This window comes from Pseudonocardia zijingensis, assembly GCF_042657305.1.
In the GTDB taxonomy this organism is placed as follows: Bacteria; Actinomycetota; Actinomycetes; order Mycobacteriales; family Pseudonocardiaceae; genus Pseudonocardia; species Pseudonocardia zijingensis.
Map to the genome: position 1 here is coordinate 147265 of NZ_JBHSKO010000006.1, position 18287 is coordinate 165551.

Annotated in this window: 17 protein-coding genes and 1 pseudogene; 6 read left to right on the forward strand and 12 right to left on the reverse strand. The window is 73.2% G+C overall.

Going from position 1 to position 18287, the window contains the following annotated elements; translation table 11 throughout:
• Positions 1-17: 17 nt before the first annotated feature.
• From ACFPL3_RS14875 to ACFPL3_RS14910, 8 genes are read right to left on the reverse strand one after another with little or no spacing between them, the layout of a single operon-like run.
• Positions 18-959 carry an amino acid ABC transporter permease gene (locus ACFPL3_RS14875; protein ID WP_343941767.1) on the reverse strand — a complete coding sequence of 314 codons (942 nt, stop codon included), beginning with the start codon at positions 957-959 and terminating at the stop codon, positions 18-20.
• Positions 956-2245, reverse strand: coding sequence for a 2-hydroxyacyl-CoA dehydratase family protein (locus ACFPL3_RS14880; RefSeq protein WP_343941766.1), 1290 nt, complete (start codon positions 2243-2245; stop codon positions 956-958). The genes ACFPL3_RS14875 and ACFPL3_RS14880 overlap by 4 nt, the downstream gene beginning before the upstream one ends.
• The gene (locus ACFPL3_RS14885; protein WP_343941765.1) at positions 2242-3366 is read right to left on the reverse strand and encodes a 2-hydroxyacyl-CoA dehydratase family protein; all 1125 of its coding nucleotides are present in this window, start codon (positions 3364-3366) and stop codon (positions 2242-2244) included. Before ACFPL3_RS14885 ends, ACFPL3_RS14880 begins: the two co-directional genes overlap by 4 nt.
• Before the next feature lie 33 nt (positions 3367-3399).
• The gene (locus ACFPL3_RS14890; protein ID WP_343941764.1) at positions 3400-4551 is read right to left on the reverse strand and encodes a CapA family protein; all 1152 of its coding nucleotides are present in this window, start codon (positions 4549-4551) and stop codon (positions 3400-3402) included.
• Between the two features lie 5 nt (positions 4552-4556).
• Complete coding sequence (locus ACFPL3_RS14895) at positions 4557-6899, reverse strand: CaiB/BaiF CoA transferase family protein (RefSeq protein WP_343941763.1); 2343 nt, start codon at positions 6897-6899, stop codon at positions 4557-4559.
• Positions 6900-6919: 20 nt separating this feature from the next.
• Positions 6920-7792, reverse strand: a complete 873-nt coding sequence (locus ACFPL3_RS14900; protein WP_343941762.1) for an enoyl-CoA hydratase-related protein — start codon at positions 7790-7792, stop codon at positions 6920-6922.
• Between the two features lie 22 nt (positions 7793-7814).
• Complete coding sequence (locus ACFPL3_RS14905; protein WP_343941761.1) at positions 7815-8849, reverse strand: LLM class flavin-dependent oxidoreductase; 1035 nt, start codon at positions 8847-8849, stop codon at positions 7815-7817.
• Positions 8850-8862: 13 nt separating this feature from the next.
• On the reverse strand, positions 8863-9810 hold the full coding sequence (locus tag ACFPL3_RS14910; RefSeq protein WP_343941760.1) for a cyclase family protein: 948 nt from the start codon (positions 9808-9810) through the stop codon (positions 8863-8865).
• Between the two features lie 197 nt (positions 9811-10007).
• On the opposite strand from ACFPL3_RS14910, the gene ACFPL3_RS14915 reads away from it, so the two are divergent.
• Positions 10008-10655 carry a TetR/AcrR family transcriptional regulator gene (locus ACFPL3_RS14915; protein WP_343941759.1) on the forward strand — a complete coding sequence of 216 codons (648 nt, stop codon included), beginning with the start codon at positions 10008-10010 and terminating at the stop codon, positions 10653-10655.
• On the opposite strand, the gene ACFPL3_RS14920 is transcribed toward ACFPL3_RS14915, so the two are convergent.
• A complete protein-coding gene (locus tag ACFPL3_RS14920; RefSeq protein WP_343941758.1) occupies positions 10589-11053 on the reverse strand; it encodes an ABC transporter substrate-binding protein in 465 nt (154 codons plus the stop codon). The two genes, ACFPL3_RS14915 and ACFPL3_RS14920, sit on opposite strands and share 67 nt — an antisense overlap.
• Positions 11054-11359: 306 nt before the next feature.
• Between ACFPL3_RS14920 and ACFPL3_RS14925 the strand changes: the two genes are divergently transcribed.
• From ACFPL3_RS14925 to ACFPL3_RS14945, 5 genes and pseudogenes are all read left to right on the forward strand, one after another.
• Positions 11360-11536 (forward strand): hypothetical protein, encoded by a 177-nt coding sequence (locus tag ACFPL3_RS14925; RefSeq protein WP_343941757.1) that lies wholly within the window; start codon positions 11360-11362, stop codon positions 11534-11536.
• Positions 11533-12753, forward strand: a complete 1221-nt coding sequence (locus tag ACFPL3_RS14930; protein ID WP_343941756.1) for an MFS transporter — start codon at positions 11533-11535, stop codon at positions 12751-12753. The genes ACFPL3_RS14925 and ACFPL3_RS14930 overlap by 4 nt, the downstream gene beginning before the upstream one ends.
• Before the next feature lie 21 nt (positions 12754-12774).
• Positions 12775-12951, forward strand: a pseudogene (locus ACFPL3_RS14935) (3,4-dihydroxy-2-butanone-4-phosphate synthase); the annotation flags it as partial.
• A 203-nt stretch (positions 12952-13154) separates the two neighbouring features.
• Positions 13155-14171, forward strand: coding sequence for a zinc-dependent alcohol dehydrogenase family protein (locus ACFPL3_RS14940; protein ID WP_343941755.1), 1017 nt, complete (start codon positions 13155-13157; stop codon positions 14169-14171).
• Positions 14172-14188: 17 nt separating this feature from the next.
• Entirely contained in the window at positions 14189-14980 is a 792-nt protein-coding gene (locus ACFPL3_RS14945) for a GntR family transcriptional regulator (protein ID WP_343941754.1), read from the forward strand.
• On the opposite strand, the gene ACFPL3_RS14950 is transcribed toward ACFPL3_RS14945, so the two are convergent.
• From ACFPL3_RS14950 to ACFPL3_RS14960, 3 genes are read right to left on the reverse strand one after another with little or no spacing between them, the layout of a single operon-like run.
• On the reverse strand, positions 14967-15929 hold the full coding sequence (locus ACFPL3_RS14950) for a phosphotriesterase family protein (RefSeq protein WP_343941753.1): 963 nt from the start codon (positions 15927-15929) through the stop codon (positions 14967-14969). The genes ACFPL3_RS14945 and ACFPL3_RS14950 overlap by 14 nt on opposite strands.
• Positions 15926-17422 (reverse strand): xylulokinase, encoded by a 1497-nt coding sequence (xylB, locus tag ACFPL3_RS14955; RefSeq protein WP_343941752.1) that lies wholly within the window; start codon positions 17420-17422, stop codon positions 15926-15928. Before xylB ends, ACFPL3_RS14950 begins: the two co-directional genes overlap by 4 nt.
• Positions 17419-18150 carry an SDR family NAD(P)-dependent oxidoreductase gene (locus tag ACFPL3_RS14960; protein WP_343941751.1) on the reverse strand — a complete coding sequence of 244 codons (732 nt, stop codon included), beginning with the start codon at positions 18148-18150 and terminating at the stop codon, positions 17419-17421. The genes xylB and ACFPL3_RS14960 overlap by 4 nt, the downstream gene beginning before the upstream one ends.
• Positions 18151-18287: the final 137 nt, after the last annotated feature.

Sequence of the window (18287 nt, forward strand, 5' to 3'; positions counted from 1 at the left end):
GGGGGTCTCGGTCGGTGTCATCGCAACGCTGCCTCCGGTCGGCGGGACTTCGTACGGGCGACCGCGTCCCGCAGGTGCCCGCGGGAGAAGCGGCGTTCGAGCCGCTGCTGGAAGAAGGTCAGGACGAGGACCACGACCAGGTACCAGATCACCGCGACCAGCAGCAGCGGCACGATCTGGTAGGTCCGTTCGTAGATGTTCTGCACCGAGAACAGCAGGTCGGACACGGCGATCACGCTGACGAGCGACGAGCCGTGGATGGCGATGATGAACTGGCTCCCCGTGGGCGGGATGCTGACGCGCACCGCCTGGGGCAGCACGACGCGCAGGAAGGTCTGTGCCGGCGTGTAGCCGAGTGCGCGGGCGGCGTCCCGCTGACCGACACCGACGGAGGTGAGGCTGCCACGGACGATCTCGGTCATGTACGCGCCGTGGGCCAGCGAGAGGCCGAGCACCGCGGCGGCCGGCGGGGTGATCACGTCGTTCGTCGACGCGGAGAAGAAGGTGGGGCCGAGCGGGATCCCGATCCCCATCGTCGGCACCAGGTAGGCCAGGTTGAACCAGAAGACCAGCTGGAGCAGCACGGGCACGCTGCGGAACAGCGTGACGTAGGCGGTGGCGGTCCAGCGGGCCGGCGCGAACGCGCTCAGGCGCAGCAGGGCCATGACGGTGCCGATGGCCATCCCGATCAACTGGGTGACCACCGACACGACCAGGGTCGTCAGCAGGCCCTGGAGCACCTGTGCGCTGAACAGGTACTGCCCGACGACGGGCCACTCCAGGTTCTCGTTGGTGATGGCGAAGTGCGCGATCCAGGCCGCCGCGCCGAAGATGACCGCGCCGAGCACCCAGTGCCCCGGCCGGTGCCGCCGCCGCGCGTGCTCCACGTCGACGTGCTCGGGTGCGGAGCCCACCGGAGCGCCCTCCACGGCCTTCTCGACGGATTGTGGTGTCGTCATGTCCCGGTGCCTGCCAATCGCTGCTCGATGAACCGCAGGACGAGGGCGGACAGCCGGTCCTCGTCCCACGCTCGGGAGTCGACCGCGTCGGTGGGGAGCTGCAGGACGGGCACGCCGGCGGTCTCGAGCGCCGCCGTGATGAACCTCGTCCCGTGGCCGCCGTTGTCCAGCTGCACCGCGCCCTGGAGCCGGTGGGTGCGGCTCTCCCACTCGGCCCACGCACCAGCCCACGGCGGGTAGTGCAGGTAGTCGTTGAACGTGACGTAGCGCCCCGCGAGGGTGCGCAGCGGGTCGCGGTCGCCGTAGCGCGGGTAGGCGTCGCACGCGATCGACAGGTAGTTCGACCGGGCGAAGACCACACCGTGCGACCGCTCGAACCTGCTGAAGAACTCCAGCTGCTGCCACAGCCCCAGCCCCAGGTACATCAGCCGGTACCGCTCGTCCGGGCAGACCCACTGCTCCCGCTCGACGCGCTCGCGGACCTCGTCGCGGAACCGCTCGGCCTGCTGGACGGCCCATTCGGTGCCGCGGTGCCATTGGATGCCCATCACCTGGGACATCACCTCGCCGAGCCGGACCGGGAGCTTGGGCGAGGTGCTCAGCAGCGTCCGCACCTCGGTGAAGAGCTCCTGTTGCCGGTTGGCGAGCGCGACGACGCTGCGGAGCCGGTCGACGTCGAGCCTCCGGCCGGTGATGCGCTCGCAGTGCGCCACCAGCTCGCGGAACTGCGCGAGCAGGGCGTCCACGCGGTCGCTGCCCTCGAGGTCCTCCCAGGCGTGGCGGCCCAGCTCCCACCAGCCCGGCACCGGCCGGGTGGCGATCGGGCGTTCCAGGCCGAGGTAGGTCGCGCCGGTCCGGGCCGCGATGTTCTCGGCGGCCCCGTGGTCGGGCATCGTCACCACGAGCGCCGGGTCGGGCAGCCCGCCCCACGGCTTCTCCTGGTCCTCGTCCTCGTCCAGGTAGACCCCGAGGACCAGGCCCGCGTACCGGTCCAGCCTGCGGTGGTAGCCGTGGTCGTCGAGGACGCGCGAGTAGTGCCCCGACCGCCGCTTCGCCGCGACCAGCCCGGAGTACCAGACGTCGGTGACGAACGGGATGTCCATCGCCTCGAAGATCTCGTGCGGGATGTTGGCGCCGGCCAGCACGAACGGCTCGCCGTTCTCCCCGGTCCGCGCCTTGAGCTGCGCCCACCACTCGCGCTGGTGGCGCCGCAGCGAGTGGGTGACGTCGAGCTGGGCGAGGTCTTCGCGCGGTGTCCCGACCGCGCCGCCGGTCGTGGTGGTCATCCCGCGGCCCTCCGGTCCAGCGCACGGGCGACGGTCGTGGTGGCCTCGGCGTGGCCGTCGTCGATGAGCACGTCGGACCGCACGATCGCCACCGGGACGCCCGCCGCGTCGCACATGCGCACCATCGCGGGGACGTCCCAGCCGAACCGGGTGTCGCTCGGTGGGACGTGCACGACGACGAGGTCGGGTGCTGCGGCGTCGTCCACCACCGAGCGCAGGAACGCCGACCGCGCATCGAACGGGCGCAACTCGCGCCCGGTGGCGTCCGCCCAGTACTTGGCCAGGAGCGCCGCGGCGGGATCGGTGCCTGGATCGACGTCGGAACCCGCCAGCCGGGAACCCCACTCGCTGTCCTCGTCGACGACGACCGTGCCCGCGGACTCGACGGCCGTGTGGAGCCGGTCGTGGTAGAGCGTCTCGGCGGCGAACAGCGCGATCCTGGGACGGCCCGACGACGCAGCGGCCGGCGTACCGGCCATCACGGTGTGCAGCGCGTCGAGCTGGACCCGGTGGCTCTCGCGGTCCAGCACGCGGGCGGCGCCGAGGGCCCGGAACACGGCCGTGCCGCTCCCGGCCCCGCGGCGCCGCTGCGCCAGCACCGTGCGGACGGAGGCCCGCCACGCGTTGGCCGCCTCGATCGCGCCCGTGAGCCGAGCCGGGCCCGCGGCGCCGCCCGAGCGCTCGAGCTGCGCGGCCAGGAGGCGCAGTTGCTCCCGGTTGTAGGCGGAGCAGTCCACCGACCGCGACAGGAGGAGGTCGAACACGTGCAGCGGTGGGAGGCTCGGCGTCCAACCGAGGCGCACCGTCTCCTTCAGGTAGTAGTAGAGATCGCGGAACCTGCGGTCGAAGACCACCAGCGCCGCGGAGTCGGCCGCGCCGCTGAGCAGCTGCTCCAGCACCGACCGGAACTCCGCGCCGTAGCCGGACTCGAGCAGGTCGTCGGCGCGCGGGGTCGCGGCCACCGGGCGGGCGACGAGCGGCACCGCCCGGAACCCGCTCGCCGTGATCAGCTCGATGGGAATGTTCGTCCCGACGCAGACGACGCACGAGGCGTCGACCCCGAGGTCCGCAGGCCATGCCTGGGCTTCGCCGTAGCGTGTTTCGAGCGTCGTCGCTCCCACGATCGCCTTCCTCTCGGTGCTCGGTGCATGCGGTCAGAGGTGCACGGTGACCTCTGACTCGTCGGGGGTGAAGGTGGTGGAGAAGCCCGCGCGGGCGCTGATGTCGCGCACGTAGTCGGCCGTGGCCCGCCCGTCCCCGGTGGGCGAGCACGGGACGGGCCGGGCCGCGTCGTCGATCCAGCAGGGCACGAACCCCGCCCGCAGGGATCCGTCCTCGTGGAGGTCGACCGTGCCGATCATGGTGTGCCTGCTCTCCGGGTGGAACGGGTACGTCGGCATCGCCGGGTCCGGGTCGAAGCCGAAGAGCTCCCGCCGGCGGCGGGACCAGGCCAGCCGCCCGGGGTCGTCGTTGTCCGCGACGTCGAGCGCCCGCGTGACCGTGACCCAGTTGCCGAGGCCGTGGAAGATCGGCCGTCCGCGGTGGACCTCGATCCCGCGCAGGATGTGCGCGTGGTGGCCGACGACGACGTCGGCGCCCGCGTCGATCGCCGCGTGCGCGACGGTCCGCTCGTACTCGAGCACCACCGCCGGCGTGTGGACCATCCCCTTGTGGAAGGCGACGACGAGGACGTCGACCCGGTCCCGCAGGGCCTCCACGTCGGTCCTCAGCGCGGCGAGGTCCTCCGGGTGCGGCCGCGCCGCACCCGCCGCCGCGACCGCGGCGGCGGCGTCGTCGTGCCCGGCCACGCGGACGTCGTGGATGCGACCGTCGGCGGTGAGCATGCGGATGTGGGCGCACCCGCCCTTGGTCGGCGACGCCCAGGACAGCTCCGGGCCGACGCAGTTGTAGGCGAGGACACCCCACCGCACCCCGGCCGTGGTCAGCACAGCGGGCTCGCGCGCCTCGGCGAGGGTGGCGCCCGCGCCGACCGGTCGGACGCCGTGCGCGAGCAGGCCGTCGCGGGTGTCGGCCACACCCTCCTCGCCCAGGTCGTAGACGTGGTTGGCGGCGAGCGTGCCGACGTGGAATCCGGCGTCCCGCAGCGCGGCGAGGTGGGCGGGCGCCGCGGGCAACGCGGGCACCGCGGTGCGCTGCGGCTCGCCCCGGGTGGTGTGGGGCACCTCGACGTTGCCGACGAGCAGGTCGGCGGTGCGCAGCAGACCGGCGCTCGGCGCGAAGCAGGCGCCGGGCTCCGGCTCCTCCAGGATGAGGTCGCCGACGACCATCAGGCGAGCGCTGGGCATCGCTACTACCCACCCACCGCGGCGAGGACCTCGGTGCTGTGCTCGCCGAGTCGGGGCGCCGGGCGCATCGGCACGAACGAGTCCGGCATCCGGATCGGCCAGTGGACGTGGAAGACGACGCCCCGGTCGGGGTGCGGAACCGGGGCGAAGACGCCGCGCCGCCGCAGGACGGGATCGTCGATCAGCTCGGCGGTGTCGAGCACGGCCGCCGCGGTGACCCCTGCCTCGGTGAGGCGGCGCATGAGCGTGTGCTTGTCGAACCCGACCGTCCAGCGCGCGATCTCGGTGGCGAGTTCGGCGCGGTGGGCCCAACGCGCTGCGGGGCTCGCGAACCGGTCGTCCACGGCGAGGTCGGGCCGCCCCATCGCGGCGACGAGGGCGCGCCACTGCGGCTCGTCCGCCGCCGAGACGTAGCAGTGGTCGTTCGGGCCGCCGCCCGCGCACGGGAAGACGTCGGCCGGGGCCAGCTGCGCGCCGAGGTCACCGAAACCGTTGCGGGTCGGGGCGGCGCCGGTGCGCACGTTCTCGGCGAACGCGAGGCGCGAGAAGATCGTCGCCACCGTGCCCTGCATCGACGCGGCGATCCGCCCGCCCGTACCGGTGGACAGGCGCGCGCAGAGCATCGCGAGCACGCCGAGGGCGGCGGCCAGCCCGGTCCCGATGTCGCCGAGGTGCGGCCCGGGCAGCATCGGCTCGCCGTCGGCGTCGCCGGTGAGCGAGCACGCGGTGCCCATGGCCTCGGCGATGTTGTCGAAGGCCAGGAAGTCGCTGAACGGCGAGCCCGGGCCGAAGCCCTTGATCTGGCCGAACACGACGGACGGGTTCAGGGCGACCAGGTCGGGCCAGTCGAACCCGAGGCGTGCCATGGTGCCCGGCGCGAAGTTCTCCATGACGACGTCGAACAGCGGGACAAGTCCGCGCACCGCGGCCTGCCCTTCGGGTGACTTGAGGTCGAGCAGCACCGACTTCTTGTTCATGGACAGCTGCTGCAGCTTGAGCCACGGTCGCTCGATCCCGAGCGAGGGCGCCCCCGGTCGTTGGATGCGCACGACGTCGGCGCCCAGCAGCGCGAGCACCTGGGTGGCGGTGGGTCCGGCCAACGCCTGGGTGAAGTCGAGGACCCGGATCCCGGCGAGCGCGGGTAGCCCGTCCGGTGCGGCCGGGGCGGGGATCGGCAGCCGCGGCGACGACCACGGCCGCGCCGTGGTGTCCGTCGTGTGCTGCCCGAGCCGGGGTGCCGGGCTCGGCACGGGCACGCCCCGGTCGCCGAACGCGTAGGGAAGGGTCGGCACCCGCACCACCCCCCAGTCCGGGGCGTCGACGTCGGCGAACTGGCCGTTGGCGACCAGGGTGGGGTCGTCGAGGAGATCCTGTGTGGTCATCGTCGTGCCGACCGGGATACCGGCCGGGCCCCAGGCCTGCAGGATCTCGTCGGGGGCGTGCCGGGCGGTCCAGTCGTCCACGACCCGGTGGGTCTCGTCGCGGTGGCGCAGCCGGGTGGGTCCGTCGGCGAACCGCGGGTCGTCGAGCAGGTCCTCCCGCTCGATCAGCCGCAGGAGCCGCCGCCACAGGTGCTCGGGGCTGGCGTGGGCGAACACGAAGTCGTCGCGGCCGCCACCCGCCGCGGGGAAGACCCCGGTCGGTTCCGCCTGGGCGGCGGGTTGCCGGTTCCCCGGGCGTTCGTGGAACCGGCCGGACTCCGTGGACCGGGAGAAGTGCGTCCGGCTGAGGTTGATGGCGGCGTCGAGCATCGAGAGCTCGAGCCGCTGACCACGGCCGGTGCGCGCACGCTGGAGGACGGCAGCGAGCACCCCGATCGCGCCGTAGAGCGCGGTGGCCTGGAACGCGGCATCGGGTCCGACCCGCTGCGGGGGCCGGTCGGGTTCGCCGGTGATGCTGGCGATGCCGGACAGGCACTGGAGGACGGCCTCGGTGGGAGGCACGTCCGCGAACGGCAGGTCGGGGTCGAAGCCGATGATCGACAGGTGGATCAGCGTCGGGTAGCGCTCGGCCACGTCGGCGGCGTGCAGCCCGTAGCGGCTGGGGAGGTCCTGCTCGAGGTTGTCGACGAGGACGTCGGCCTCCTGGATCAGGCGGACGACGGCGGCGCGACCGGCGGGGGTGGCGCCGTCGGCCACGACGGAGCGCTTGCCCAGGTTGGCCACGAGGAAGCGGGGGTTCGTGCGGCCGTCGGGCAGGGTGCGCTCGCGGCCGCCCGCGGGCGGCTCCACCTTCACGACGTCCGCGCCGAGCAGGGCGAGCAGCTCCCCGGTCAGGGCGCCGGCGACCCCGTCGGTCAGCTCGACGACGCGCAGACCGCGCAGGGGCGTGGGGTTCTCTACTGCCATCGGTGATGACCTCCCTGTGCTCAGAGGTAGCGGTCGGTGGCCGCGGTCGCGGTCGGGGTGACGTCGATCGAGCCGCCGTCCTGGAACCAGGCGATCGCGTCCTTGAGGCCGTGGTCCCGGATCTGTGCGGCCATCACCTCGTGCTCGGGCGTCGTGTGGGCGATCGCGTCCCACTCGGCACCGAACTGGAAGGCGGTGCGGAAGCCCTGCGCCTCCATGACGCGGTTCAGGGCGAGCTTCTTCAGCCGCAGCAGCGACGCGGGCATCCGGGCGATCTGACGGGCCGTGGCGCGGGCGTCGGCGAGGACGTCGGCGGCGGGCACGGCCCGGTTGGCCCACCCCAGGTCGGCTGCCTCGGACCCGCTCATCGCGCTCCCGGCGATGTAGGACAGCTCCCGCGCCCGTTTCATGCCCGTGAGCCAGAGGCTGACCGGGCTCAGCAGTCCGCCGCCGAGCGGCACGCTGGGCCAGGCGATCGACGCGTCCTCGGCGACGATGGTGAGGTCGGCGCAGACGCACAGCATCGTGGCGCCGCCGATGCAGTGCCCGTGCACCGCCGCGACCACGGGCTTGTCGAGGTCCCACACCGCGAGCCAGCGGTCGAGGTTGCGCTTGAGCCGGGACCAGTCGGTGTACGCGGAGGGGTGCGCGGGCCGGGGCTCGCCGGTCCCGGAGCCCGTGCTCCCGGCTCGCTGGACGTCGTAGCCGACGCTGAAGGCCCGGCCCTCGCCGCGCAGCAGGACGCAGCGCACCGAGTCGTCACCGGTGAGGTCGTCGACGGCGTCGGAGAACGCGTCGAGCATCTCGGTGTTGAAGGCGTTGAGCTTCTCGGGCCGGTTGAGCACCAGCTCCGCGACTCCGTCCGCACCCCGCACGAGCTCGATCAACGACATCTTGGTCTCCTCGTCGTGGTGGTCAGGCCGGGGGATGCGCGTGGGGGGACAGGGCGTCGACGACGGTCCGGCACGCGGCGACGAACGCGTCCGCGTCCAGGCCGATCCCAGCCAGCTGGATGACCAGCTCGTCGACCCCGCGCTCGGCCAGTTCCCCTTCGAGCACGCGGGCGGCACCCGCGACGTCGGCGGGCGTGCCGGTGAGGCAGAAATCCTCGACCATCTCGTCGGGGACGTGCTCGGCGAGCTGCGTCCAGGACAGCGTCGGGTCGGCGCGGAAGGACTCCCGGACGATCGTGACCGGCTTCTCCCAGCGGCTGCCGTCGACGACCGGGGCGTAGCTGGGGGTGGTGAAGTAGAACGCGAGGTTGCGGCGGGCCAGCGCACGGGCCTGCGCCGCGTCGTCGTGGACGGACGTGATCCGCCACGCCGCCACCTGCGACGTGCCACCACCGTCCCGGATCGCCGGCACGGCGACCCGGTCGAGGTAGGGCAGGTAGGACACGAGGGGGTGCAGGGCGACGCCGTCACAGCCCGCGGCGGCCTCCTGCACCATGCGGCGGTTGACGCCGGACCCGAACACCTGCAGCGGCGGGAGCTCGGCGAGCTCGGCCGACACCGGCGGTGTGCGCATCTTCGCCCGGTAGAACGGGCCCTCGTACAGCAGGCCGTCGCCCGCCGACCAGGCCGCCCGCAGCAGGCGGGCGTAGTCGGCGAGGCGCGCGGCCGGGTGGTCGAAGTCGTGGATGCCGTAGCGGCGGGTCCGCATGCCCTTGGTGCCGGCGCCGATGCCGAGCGCGAACCGGCCGCCCGTGGCGATGTGCGCGTCCGACGCGGCCGCCGCCATCGCCAGCGGCGCGCGGGTGAAGGCGTACGCGATCCCGGTCGCGACCTGGATCCGCTCGGTGTGCAGGCCCAGCGTGACGGCGCGCACGAGCGCGTCGCGCGGCGTCGACTCGGTCGTCCAGACCCGGTGGAACCCCGCCGCCTCGGCGTGCCGGGCCACCTCGACCAGCGGCCGGAAGGCGTCGGTGGCAAGGACGAGTGATCGCTTCACGACCCGTTCCCCCTCATCGGACGGCCACCGGTGCGGCGGGGGAGCCGACGCCGCCGGAGATCGCCAGCGGGACGGACACGAAGAAGAAGCTCCAGCGCTCGTCGGCGGCGCAGGCGGTGGCCAGCTCGTCGAAGTCGAACAGCTCCCCGAGCGGGATGCCCAACGCGGCGAGCGCGCGCCGGTGGAGGCTCCCGACCGCGGCGTCGCCGGGTGCGACCTCGACCGCCGGGTTGTCGCAGGCGACCGCGGCGACGTGCCAGTCCCACAGCTGCTCGGCCATGGACTCGTCGGCTGCCAGCCCGGTGGCGGGCGGGCGTCCGCCCGCCGCCACCTCCGCGCGGCCGTCGGCGTCGAGTGCGCGGTACTCGGTGACCCAGCCGGTGCGGACGCACAGCACGTCACCGGCGCCGATCCGGACGTCCTGCGCATCCGCGATCCTGCGCAGGTCCTCCGCCGACAGGCTCCTCCCCCCGAAGGCGGATGTGCCCGGCTCGTGCTCATCGAGCCAGCGGCGTGCGTCGAGGAGCACGCCGCGCCCGACGATCCCGCGCGCCCAGTGCTGCACCCCCAGCTCGTCGCCGAGCTCGGGCGGATCGGCACGGCGGCCGCCGAAGAAGCCGAACTCCCGGTAGCGCAGGTGCCGGAACCCGTCCCACTGCGTCGAGCCCTGCGGGTGGTAGGCGTCGATGCGGTCGTCCCAGGAGTTGCGGCCGGTCCGGAACACGCTGTGCCGCAGGGCCTCGCGCCCGTAGAAGGGTGGGTCGGGCAGCTCGGCGGGCAGCTGCAGGGAGATCCGCGTCCCCGTCCTGATCTCGGTCGCAGCGCGGACGACCCGCTCCGGGGTCAGCAGGTTCAGCGCGCCCAAGCCGTCCTCCGGACCGAACACGTCCCAGGAGTGCCGGGCGTGCACGGCCCCCAGGCGGGGGAGTTCGGCGTACTTGGGCATGCCGCTGTCATCCATCGGCACCATCCGTTTCGGGCGTTCGAGCGCCCGTACCGGGCGCCCTCGCCTAGTGAGCGCTAGGTGTTTCCTAGCGACTGTTAGGATGGACGTTAACAAGGCGTGCCGGGGAGGGCAAGAGCGGTGTCGTGGCGACTGCTAGGAAGTCGTCGGCTCGATGCCCGCGCCCGGTGGGCCGCCACGCTGGAGGAGGACCCGTGTCGAACGACTTCGCCGACCGGCTCGTCGCGGCGAGATCGCCGCGCCGCGAGACGAAGTCGCTGATCTACCGCCACGCGTTGCGGCTGTTCGCCCGGCACGGCTACGCCGGCACCAGCCTGCGGGAGATCGCCGAAGCCGTCGGGCTCGAGGTGCCGAGCCTCTACACCCACATCCGCTCCAAGCGCGAGCTGCTCTACGACCTCATGGAGTTCGGCAACCGGGATCTCCTGGACCGGCTCGCGCGCTCCGTCGCCGCGGTGCCGGACGACCGACCGCTGGACCGGCTGTACCTGCTCGTCCGCGAGAACGTGATCTCCCACTGCCGCCACAGCGACCAGACGACGGTGGTGTTCACCGAGATCCGTGAGCTCTCCGACGACCAGCGCGCGAAGATCGTCGCCTTGCGCCGGGAGATCGAGAACCTCTTCCGTTCGGCCCTCGAGGCGGCCGTCGCCGAGGGCGTGGCGCGGCCGGTCAACATCGCGGTGACGGTGTTCGGGGCGCTCGCGATCGGCCGCGGGGCGGCGACGTGGTACCGGGAGAACGGCCCGCTGTCGCCGGAGGAGATCGGCGACCTCTACGGCGAGCAGGTCGTGCGCGGCGTGTTGGCACCGGGAAGCGACTGGTCGTCGCCCGGCGCATGAGGTCCGCCCGCGGCTACCGGTACAGCCGGACAACCTGATCTTTGTCCGTCGGGTGTCAGGAGGGAGGCGATTCCGGGTTGGAGGAGGTCGTCGGCTGAGCCGCCGTGGTTCCAGAGGAGGTGTCCGGTCTGGCGGGCCGGTGGTGAGACCGCTCGTGTCAGGCCGCTGCCGTAGGGGCCGAGCAGGAGGTCGATGTCGCCGCGCTCCAGCCACGTCGAGTAGGTGTGGACGGCTGTTGATCGGGAACCGGCGGCGTCGACGAGGTTCAGCTGAACCGCGGTGTCCTCGGCCCACAGCCGCACGCCCTCGGCCGCGTCCCGGCCTTGTCGGGCATACGGGCCGGTGAAGCTGAGGGTCAGGGCGGCGGTGATCGGTGCGTTGTCGCGGGTTCGGCTCACAGGACGACCTCGGGCACCGTACCCGCGGGTGCTCGTCATGACCTCACCGACGCGCAGTGCAGTCGCTCGAGCCGGCGCTACCTGTTGTGAGTCGAGTACAGCATCAACCTGCACGAACAAGACCCCAGCGTCGCCACCCGCTACGAGAAGCCGGCCGAGACCCGGGAGCAGGCGCCGGCGCACTACCGTGATCTCGACGTGCTCGCCGGCCCCGCGCTTGGCGGCGAGTGCCTGCCGGCCAGGTCAAGGAGGACCCGACGGCCCGATGTCGAGGGCGTGACCGGCATCCGGCGCAGCGTCTCGGAGATGACGCAGAAGGAGGGACTCACCATCCGCGATACCTACCTGCTGCTGCCTTCCGAGAGGACCCCGCTGTTCACCGGCACTGCGGCCGAGGTTGCGGACGGCACGGGCGCGACCCTGCGCGCGGAACTCGGCGTGCCCGTGCCGGGCAGCCGCTGGTCCGCCCCGCAACCGGCGTGAGGGCGGATACGCCGACCGGCACGGCGGCGCAGGGCGGGCTCGCGCGCGGGACGGTCCCGCTCGTCGCCCTCTGCGCCGGGGTGACGGTCGCCAACATCTACCTGGCGCACCCGATCCTCACACTGCTCGCCGAAGCGTTCGGCGTGCCCGAGTCGGCGACCGGCTTCGTCGTCACAGTCGCGCAGGTCGGCTACGCGCTCGGCCTGTTCTTCCTCGTCCCGCTCGGCGACGTGGTGCGGCGCCGCCGACTGGTCGCCGTGCTCGTGAGCGGGACGGGTGCGGCGCTGCTGCTCGCGGCGGCGGCCGGCGCCCTGCCGGTGCTCGTCGGCGCCACGGTCGTGCTCAGCCTGCTCACCGTGGTGCCGCACGTGCTCATCCCGTTCACGGTCGCGGCCGTCGACCCGGACCGGCGCGGGAGGTCGCTCGCCCTGATCAACGCGGGCATGACGGCGGGGATCGTCGGATCGCGCGTGATCGGCGGGGCGGTCGGGGATCTGCTCGGGTGGCGCGCCGTCTACCTCGTCGCGGCCGTCGCGACGGTGGTGGTCGGGCTCCTCACGGCGTTCGTGCTGCCCGCCGAGCCGGTGCGCGAGCGGCCCAGGTTCGACCGCCTCGTCGCCTCGACCCTGCGGTTCCTGCGCACCGAGCCGGGTGTGCGCTGGGCGATCGCGATCCAGATCCCGGTGTTCGCGGCGTTCAACTTCGTGTGGGTCATGCTCGTGCTGCTGCTCACCGGTCCGGTCTACGGGCTGTCGGTCGGCACGGCCGGCCTGTTCGGGCTCTTCTCGCTGGTCACGCTCCTGAGCGCACCGCTGGTCGGGCGGCTGCTCGACGCCCGGGGGAGTGCGGTGGTCCTCGCCGGAGGGCTCGCGGTCCAGGTGGTCGGCGCCGCGCTGATGCTCGCCTCCGAGCACGGCATGGTGTTCGTCTGCGTGGCGATCGTGCTGCTCACCATCGGGCAGCAGAGCAGCCAGATCGCCAACCAGACCCGCATCCTCGCGCTGCGCCCGGAGGCGCGCAGCCGGATCAACACGCTCTACATGACCGGCATCTTCATCGGCGGCGCCGCCGCGTCGGCCGTCGCCGCACTCGTCCACGGCGCCTTCGGCTGGAGCGGGGTGACCGTCGGCACCTTCGCGTGCGCGGTCGCGGCCGCGCTCGTCGGGCTGGCTGAGCGCCTGACGGCCGGGCGGCGACCGGCGGCGGTCGCGCCGTGACGGCGACGGACCGCCGCGGAGCGCACCCGCACGACCCGGCTGCTCGCCGACCCGACGAACGGTCCGGGCGACCTCGTCCGCCCCGGCGACGTGTTCCCTCTGCGGGCCTGGCACCGCGGCGTGCCGGCGCGCCCGGCAGCGCCCGACCGGGCCCGACCGGGCCCGGCTGGCCGATCTTCGGTGGTGGCGAGCGCATGATCCGCAGTTTCGGTTGTTCATGGTTGCGGCGACAGCGATGGACAACCGATACCAGACGTGTCGCATGGCGGCCGCCCTGCGCGCTCAGCTGATGTGGCTCGGTGGCGTTCTGGCTGGACTTCTGACGACGATCCACGGCTCCGCCCCTTCCGCCGGGCTCGGCACCTGTGATCCTGTCAGCACAAGTGCTACCGTCCCGTGTCGTGAAGGCCGTCGTCTATGACCAGCCACGCAGCTTCACCGTCACCGAGGTGCCCGATCCGCATCCCGGACCGGGCCAGGTCCGGCTGCGCGTGGTGCTGGCGGGCGTCTGCGGAACCGATGCGCACCTGCACGACGGCCAGTTCGACCCGGTCTACCCGCTGACGCCCGGGCACGAGATCGTCGGCGAGGTCGACGAGGTGGGCGAGGGCGTCACGCAGTTGCGGGTGGGTCAGCGCGTGGTGCTGGACAACATGCAGTCCTGCGGGGTGTGCAGCAGCTGCCGGCGGGCCCGGCCCGCGTTCTGCAGCGAGCTCGTGGCCCAGGGCGTCAACGCGCCGGGCGGGTTCGCGCAGTACATCGTGACGCCGGCCGGGAAGTGCCATCCCGCCGACGACCTGGAGCCCGAGGTCGCCGTGCTCACCGAGCCCACGGCGTGCGTGCTGCACGGCCTCGACGTGCTCGGGCTCCAGCCCGGCAGCGACGTGCTGGTCTTCGGCGCCGGCCCGACCGGGCTGCTGCTCGCGCAGCTGCTGCGCCACTCCGGCGCGCACCGGGTCACCGTCGCTGCGCCGACCGCCGCGAAGCTGGAGCTCGCCGCCCGGCACGGCGCGGACGAGACCGTTCAGCTCGACCGAGCCGACCCGGGGGCGGGCGCCGCGCGGCTGCGGAAGCTCGCCCCGGAGGGATTCGACGTCGTCGTCGACGCGACCGGTGCCGTCGGCGTGCTCGAGCAGTGCCTGCCGCTCACTCGCGACGGCGGCACGGTGTTCGTCTACGGCATGACCGATGAGTCCGACCAGCTCACCGTGTCGCCGTACGAGGTGTTCCGCCGGGAGCTGGTGATCAAGGGGTCGTTCAGCCAGGCGTACAGTTTCGACCGGGCGCTGCAGGCGCTGCGCACCGGCCGGGTGGCCACGGAGGGGATCGTCACCCACACCTTCGCCCTCGACGACTACGCCGGCGCGTTGGCGGCGCTGCAGGACCGCACGTGCGTCAAGGCGGTGGTCCGGCCCTGAGCGGAGGCGGAGGAACAGTGGCGGGCGGGCACGGGCGCATCGACCGGTCCTCCCCGCTGCCCTACTACCACCAGCTCAAGCAGCTGCTGGTGCAGGAGATCGCGCGCCGTGGCCTGCAGCCGGGCGACCTGCTGCCCGGCGACAACGCCCTGTGCGAGACCTACGACGTCTCGCGGACGGTGGTGCGGCAGGCGCTCACCGAGCTGGAGTTCGAGGGCGTCATCGAGCGCCGGAAGGGCAAGGGCACCTTCGTCGCCCGCCCGAAGACCGCAGAGGGCCTCGTCCAGTCGCTCACCGGCCTGTTCGAGGACGTCGCGGCCCGCGGCGGGCACCTGCGCAGCGAGGTGCGCACGCTCGCGGTCGTCCCGGCCGACGATCACGTGGCCGCCGAGCTGGAGCTCGATCCCGGTGACCCGGTGGTCCACCTCGAACGGTTGCGGTTCGTGGAGGACCAGCCGTGGGTCCTGACGGTGACCTACCTCCCGCATGTCCTCGTCCCCGGTCTGGAGCACGAGGACCTCAGCGACCGCTCGCTCTACGCCGTTCTGGAGGAGACCTACGGCGTGCGGCTGGCCCACGGACGACGGTCGGTGGAGGCGAGCGTGGCGCCACAGCCGCTCGCGCAGGCGCTGGGTGTGGACCCGGGCGCGCCGGTGCTCGTGCTGCGCAGCCTGAGCTTCGACGCCGGCGAGCGTCCGGTCGAGAGCTTCGTCGCCTACCACCGCGGCGACCGCAGCCGGTTCGAGGTGGACCTGGTGCGCGAGCCGACGGCACGCGCGAAGCCCTCGATGATCGTCACGCGGCGCTGAGCGGGTTCAGGGTCAGCACCCTCGCCGGGTTCTCCACGAGCAGCCGGTGCAGCAACTCCTCGCCGAGCCGGTCGCGCACGCGGGGGAGGAAACGGCTCGGCAGGTAGTCCAGGCCTGGAAGACCGCCGTAGGCGCGGTAGCGGGTGCGGCGGGCGACGTCGCCGCCCAGCAGCACCCGGTCGGCGCCCCCGTCCGCGGCCACGCGTTCCAGGCAGCCGAGGATCGCCGAGTCCGGGGCCTCGCGGTGGCGGGCCACGCCGTCGTAGCCGAGGTAGGCGCCTGCGGCGGCGAGTTCGGCGTGCAGGCCGGGATCGAGGTTGCGGTCGGCGTGGGCGAGCACCACGCGGTGGGCGGGTAGCCCGTCGGCGGCCAACGCGGCGAGCACCTCGTGCGCGGCCGAACCGTGCTCCAGGTGCACCATCACCGCCACCCCGGTGGTGGCGGCGGTGGCGGCCGCCGCGGCGAGCACCCGCCGCTCGAACGCGTCGATGCGCCAGTAGCCGACGCCCGCCTTGACCAGCCCGGCCCGCACCGGCGTGCCGCCGGGGCCGATCGCCGTGGGGCCGCGGTCCCGTGCGTCCACCGCGGGCAGCCCGTGGCGGACGTCCGTGGTGAACCGCCGTACGAGCTCGGCCTCCGGGCACCCGGTGAGCCAGTGCCCGCCCCCGTAGTGCTCGGTGCGGTGGGCGCCGGTGGTGTGCACGACGTGCAGGCCGGTCGCGGCGCTGATCCGGGCGACACCCGCCGGGTGGCGGCCCAGGCCGGTGGGGGTGGCCTCGACCATCGCGTCGACGCCTGCGGCCCGCAGCGCCGCGGCCTCGGCGCCGCTCGCGGTCTCGTCGTCCAGCTCGTCGCCGGGCAGCAGCGGCGAGACCTGGAACAGGTGCTCGTGGTAGTCGCACCGGCCCAGGTGCGCGGCGGGGACGTCGCCGAGAACGGTGCGGATCACAGGCTCTCGAACCACGGCTCCAGCCGCCGGTAGGCGTCGAGGAACACCGCGTGCGTGCGGAGGTAGCGCTCGTGCGCCGCGGCGTCAGGTTCACGCGGCGCCGCCTGCTCCGACATCCGCCGGGCCACGGAGAAGTCGTCGTAGAGCCCGACCCCGACCCCGCCGACCACGGCGGCACCCAGGGCGGTGGCCTCGTCCACGAGGGTGCGCCTGCGGACCCGCACTCCCCAGACGTCGGCGAAGACCTGCAGCAGCTGCGCGCTGTTGGCGGCGCCGCCGATGGCGTCCATCCGCTCGATGGTGGCGCCGTTCTCCACGAACGCCAGCAGCCCCGTGTAGAGGTTGAACGCCACCCCCTCCACCACGGCGCGGGCCATGTGCTCGGGGCCGTGGTGGCGGGCGAGCCCGGCGAACACCGCGCGGGCGCGCGGGTTCCAGTACGGCGAGCGCTCGCCGAGCAGGTGCGGCAGGAAGTACAGCCCGTCCTCGGACGCGGTGACACCGTCGGCGGCCGCGAGCAGCCGCTCGTAGCGCCCGTCCTCGCCGGGTGCCAGCACGTCCATGATCCACTGCAGCGAGGCCCCGCCGGCCTGCATGGTGGCCGTCGGCACGTACCGGCCGGGGATCACGTGGTTGAACGTCATGGAGCGCATCCCGGGGTCGTGCAGCGGTGCGTCGGCGGCGAGCGACACCCACGACGACGAGCCGAGATAGGCGTAGGCGCCGGACGCGGCGTCGATGATGCCCGCGCCGAGGGCCGCCATCGGGCCGTCACCGCCGCCGAGCACGACCGGCGTCCCCGCGCGCAGGCCGGTGGCCGTGGCGGCGTCGGTCGTCACGGTGCCGACCACCGTGGTGGACGGCACCACCTCGGGGAACAGCGCCCGGTCCAGGCCTGCCGCCTCGATCAGCTCCGCCGACCAGGTACCGGCGGACTGGTCGTATGCGTTGGTGCTGCTCGCGTCCGAAGGGTCCGTGACCAGGGCTCCGGTGAGGCGGCGCACCACGAAGTCCTTGGCGAGCACGACGTGGCGGACGCGCGCGAACGCCTCCGGCTCGGTGTCGCGCACCCACATGACCTTGGTGAGCGAGTACGTGGGATTGAGCCGGTGCCCGGTGATCCGGTAGCCCGCCTCCATGCCGACGCGCTCGAGCAGCCGGTCGGTCTGGGCCGTCGAGCGGGTGTCGGCCCAGATGACCGCCGGGCGCACCGGCTCGCCGGCGGCGTCGAGCAGCACCGCACCCATCATCTGGCCGGAGAAGCTCACGCCGGCCACACCGTCGCGGGCGCCGGGCACCTGCTCGAGCAGCTGTCGGGTGGCGGTGCAGACCGCCCCCCACCACGCCTCGGCGTCCTGCTCGGCCTTGCCGCGGGGGCCGAAGTCGGTGTCGTAGGTCGCGGTGACCGCCGCGACGACCTGCCCTTCGGCGTCGACCAGCGTCGCCTTGTCACCGGTGGTGCCCAGGTCGTGGGAGAGGATGAAGCTGCTCATCGGAGCGAGAAGCCCCCGTCGATCAGGAGTTCGGCCCCGCAGCAGAAGGCCGATTCCTCGCTCAGGAAGTACTCCACGGCCTTGGCGATCTCGGCGGGCTGGGCGAACCGGCCGAGCACGGTCTCGCGCCGCCACTGCGGGTGCATGTCGGTCTTGAGGGCGTTGAGCGGGGTGTCGACGTAGCCGGGGGAGACGGTGTTGACCCGGACGCCTCGCGGGCCCCACTCGACGGCGAGGGAGCGGCCCAGCGCGCTGACGCCGGCTTTCGAGGTGTTGTAGACGCTCTGGCGCTGGGGGAAGTTGACGATCGCGTTGCCCGACATCGAGGCGATGTTGACGATCGCGCCGCCGCCGCGGGCGAGCAGTTCGCGGCCGAACTCGCGGCAGGTGAGGAACACACCGCGCAGGTTCACGGCCATGATCCGGTCGAACTCGGCCATCGGCATGTCCTCGGCCGCGACGTTGTCCTCGACGATCCCGGCGCAGTTCACCAGGTCGACGGGGCGCTCGTCGTCGGCGTAGAGCGCGCGCACGGTGGTGGCGACGGACTCCTCGGAGGTCAGGTCGGTCTCGTGGCCCGTGGCGCCTGCGGGCAGGGCGTCGAGCCCCTTCAGGTCGAGCCCGTGCACCTGCGCACCCTGCGCGGCGAGGCTCTCGCAGATCGCCAGGCCGATACCCCCGGCGGCCCCGGTGACGGCGATCCGCCGTCCCTCGAAGCGGTTGGTCATCGCTCGATCTCCCTCACGGCCGTGTGATGTAGTAGTACTAGCCCAACAGGTGCCGAATGCGCAAGACGGCGTGGAATCGAGGGTTCCGATGGGCGAATCTGTGTAGTAGAACTACACGACGATGAAGGAGAGCGACC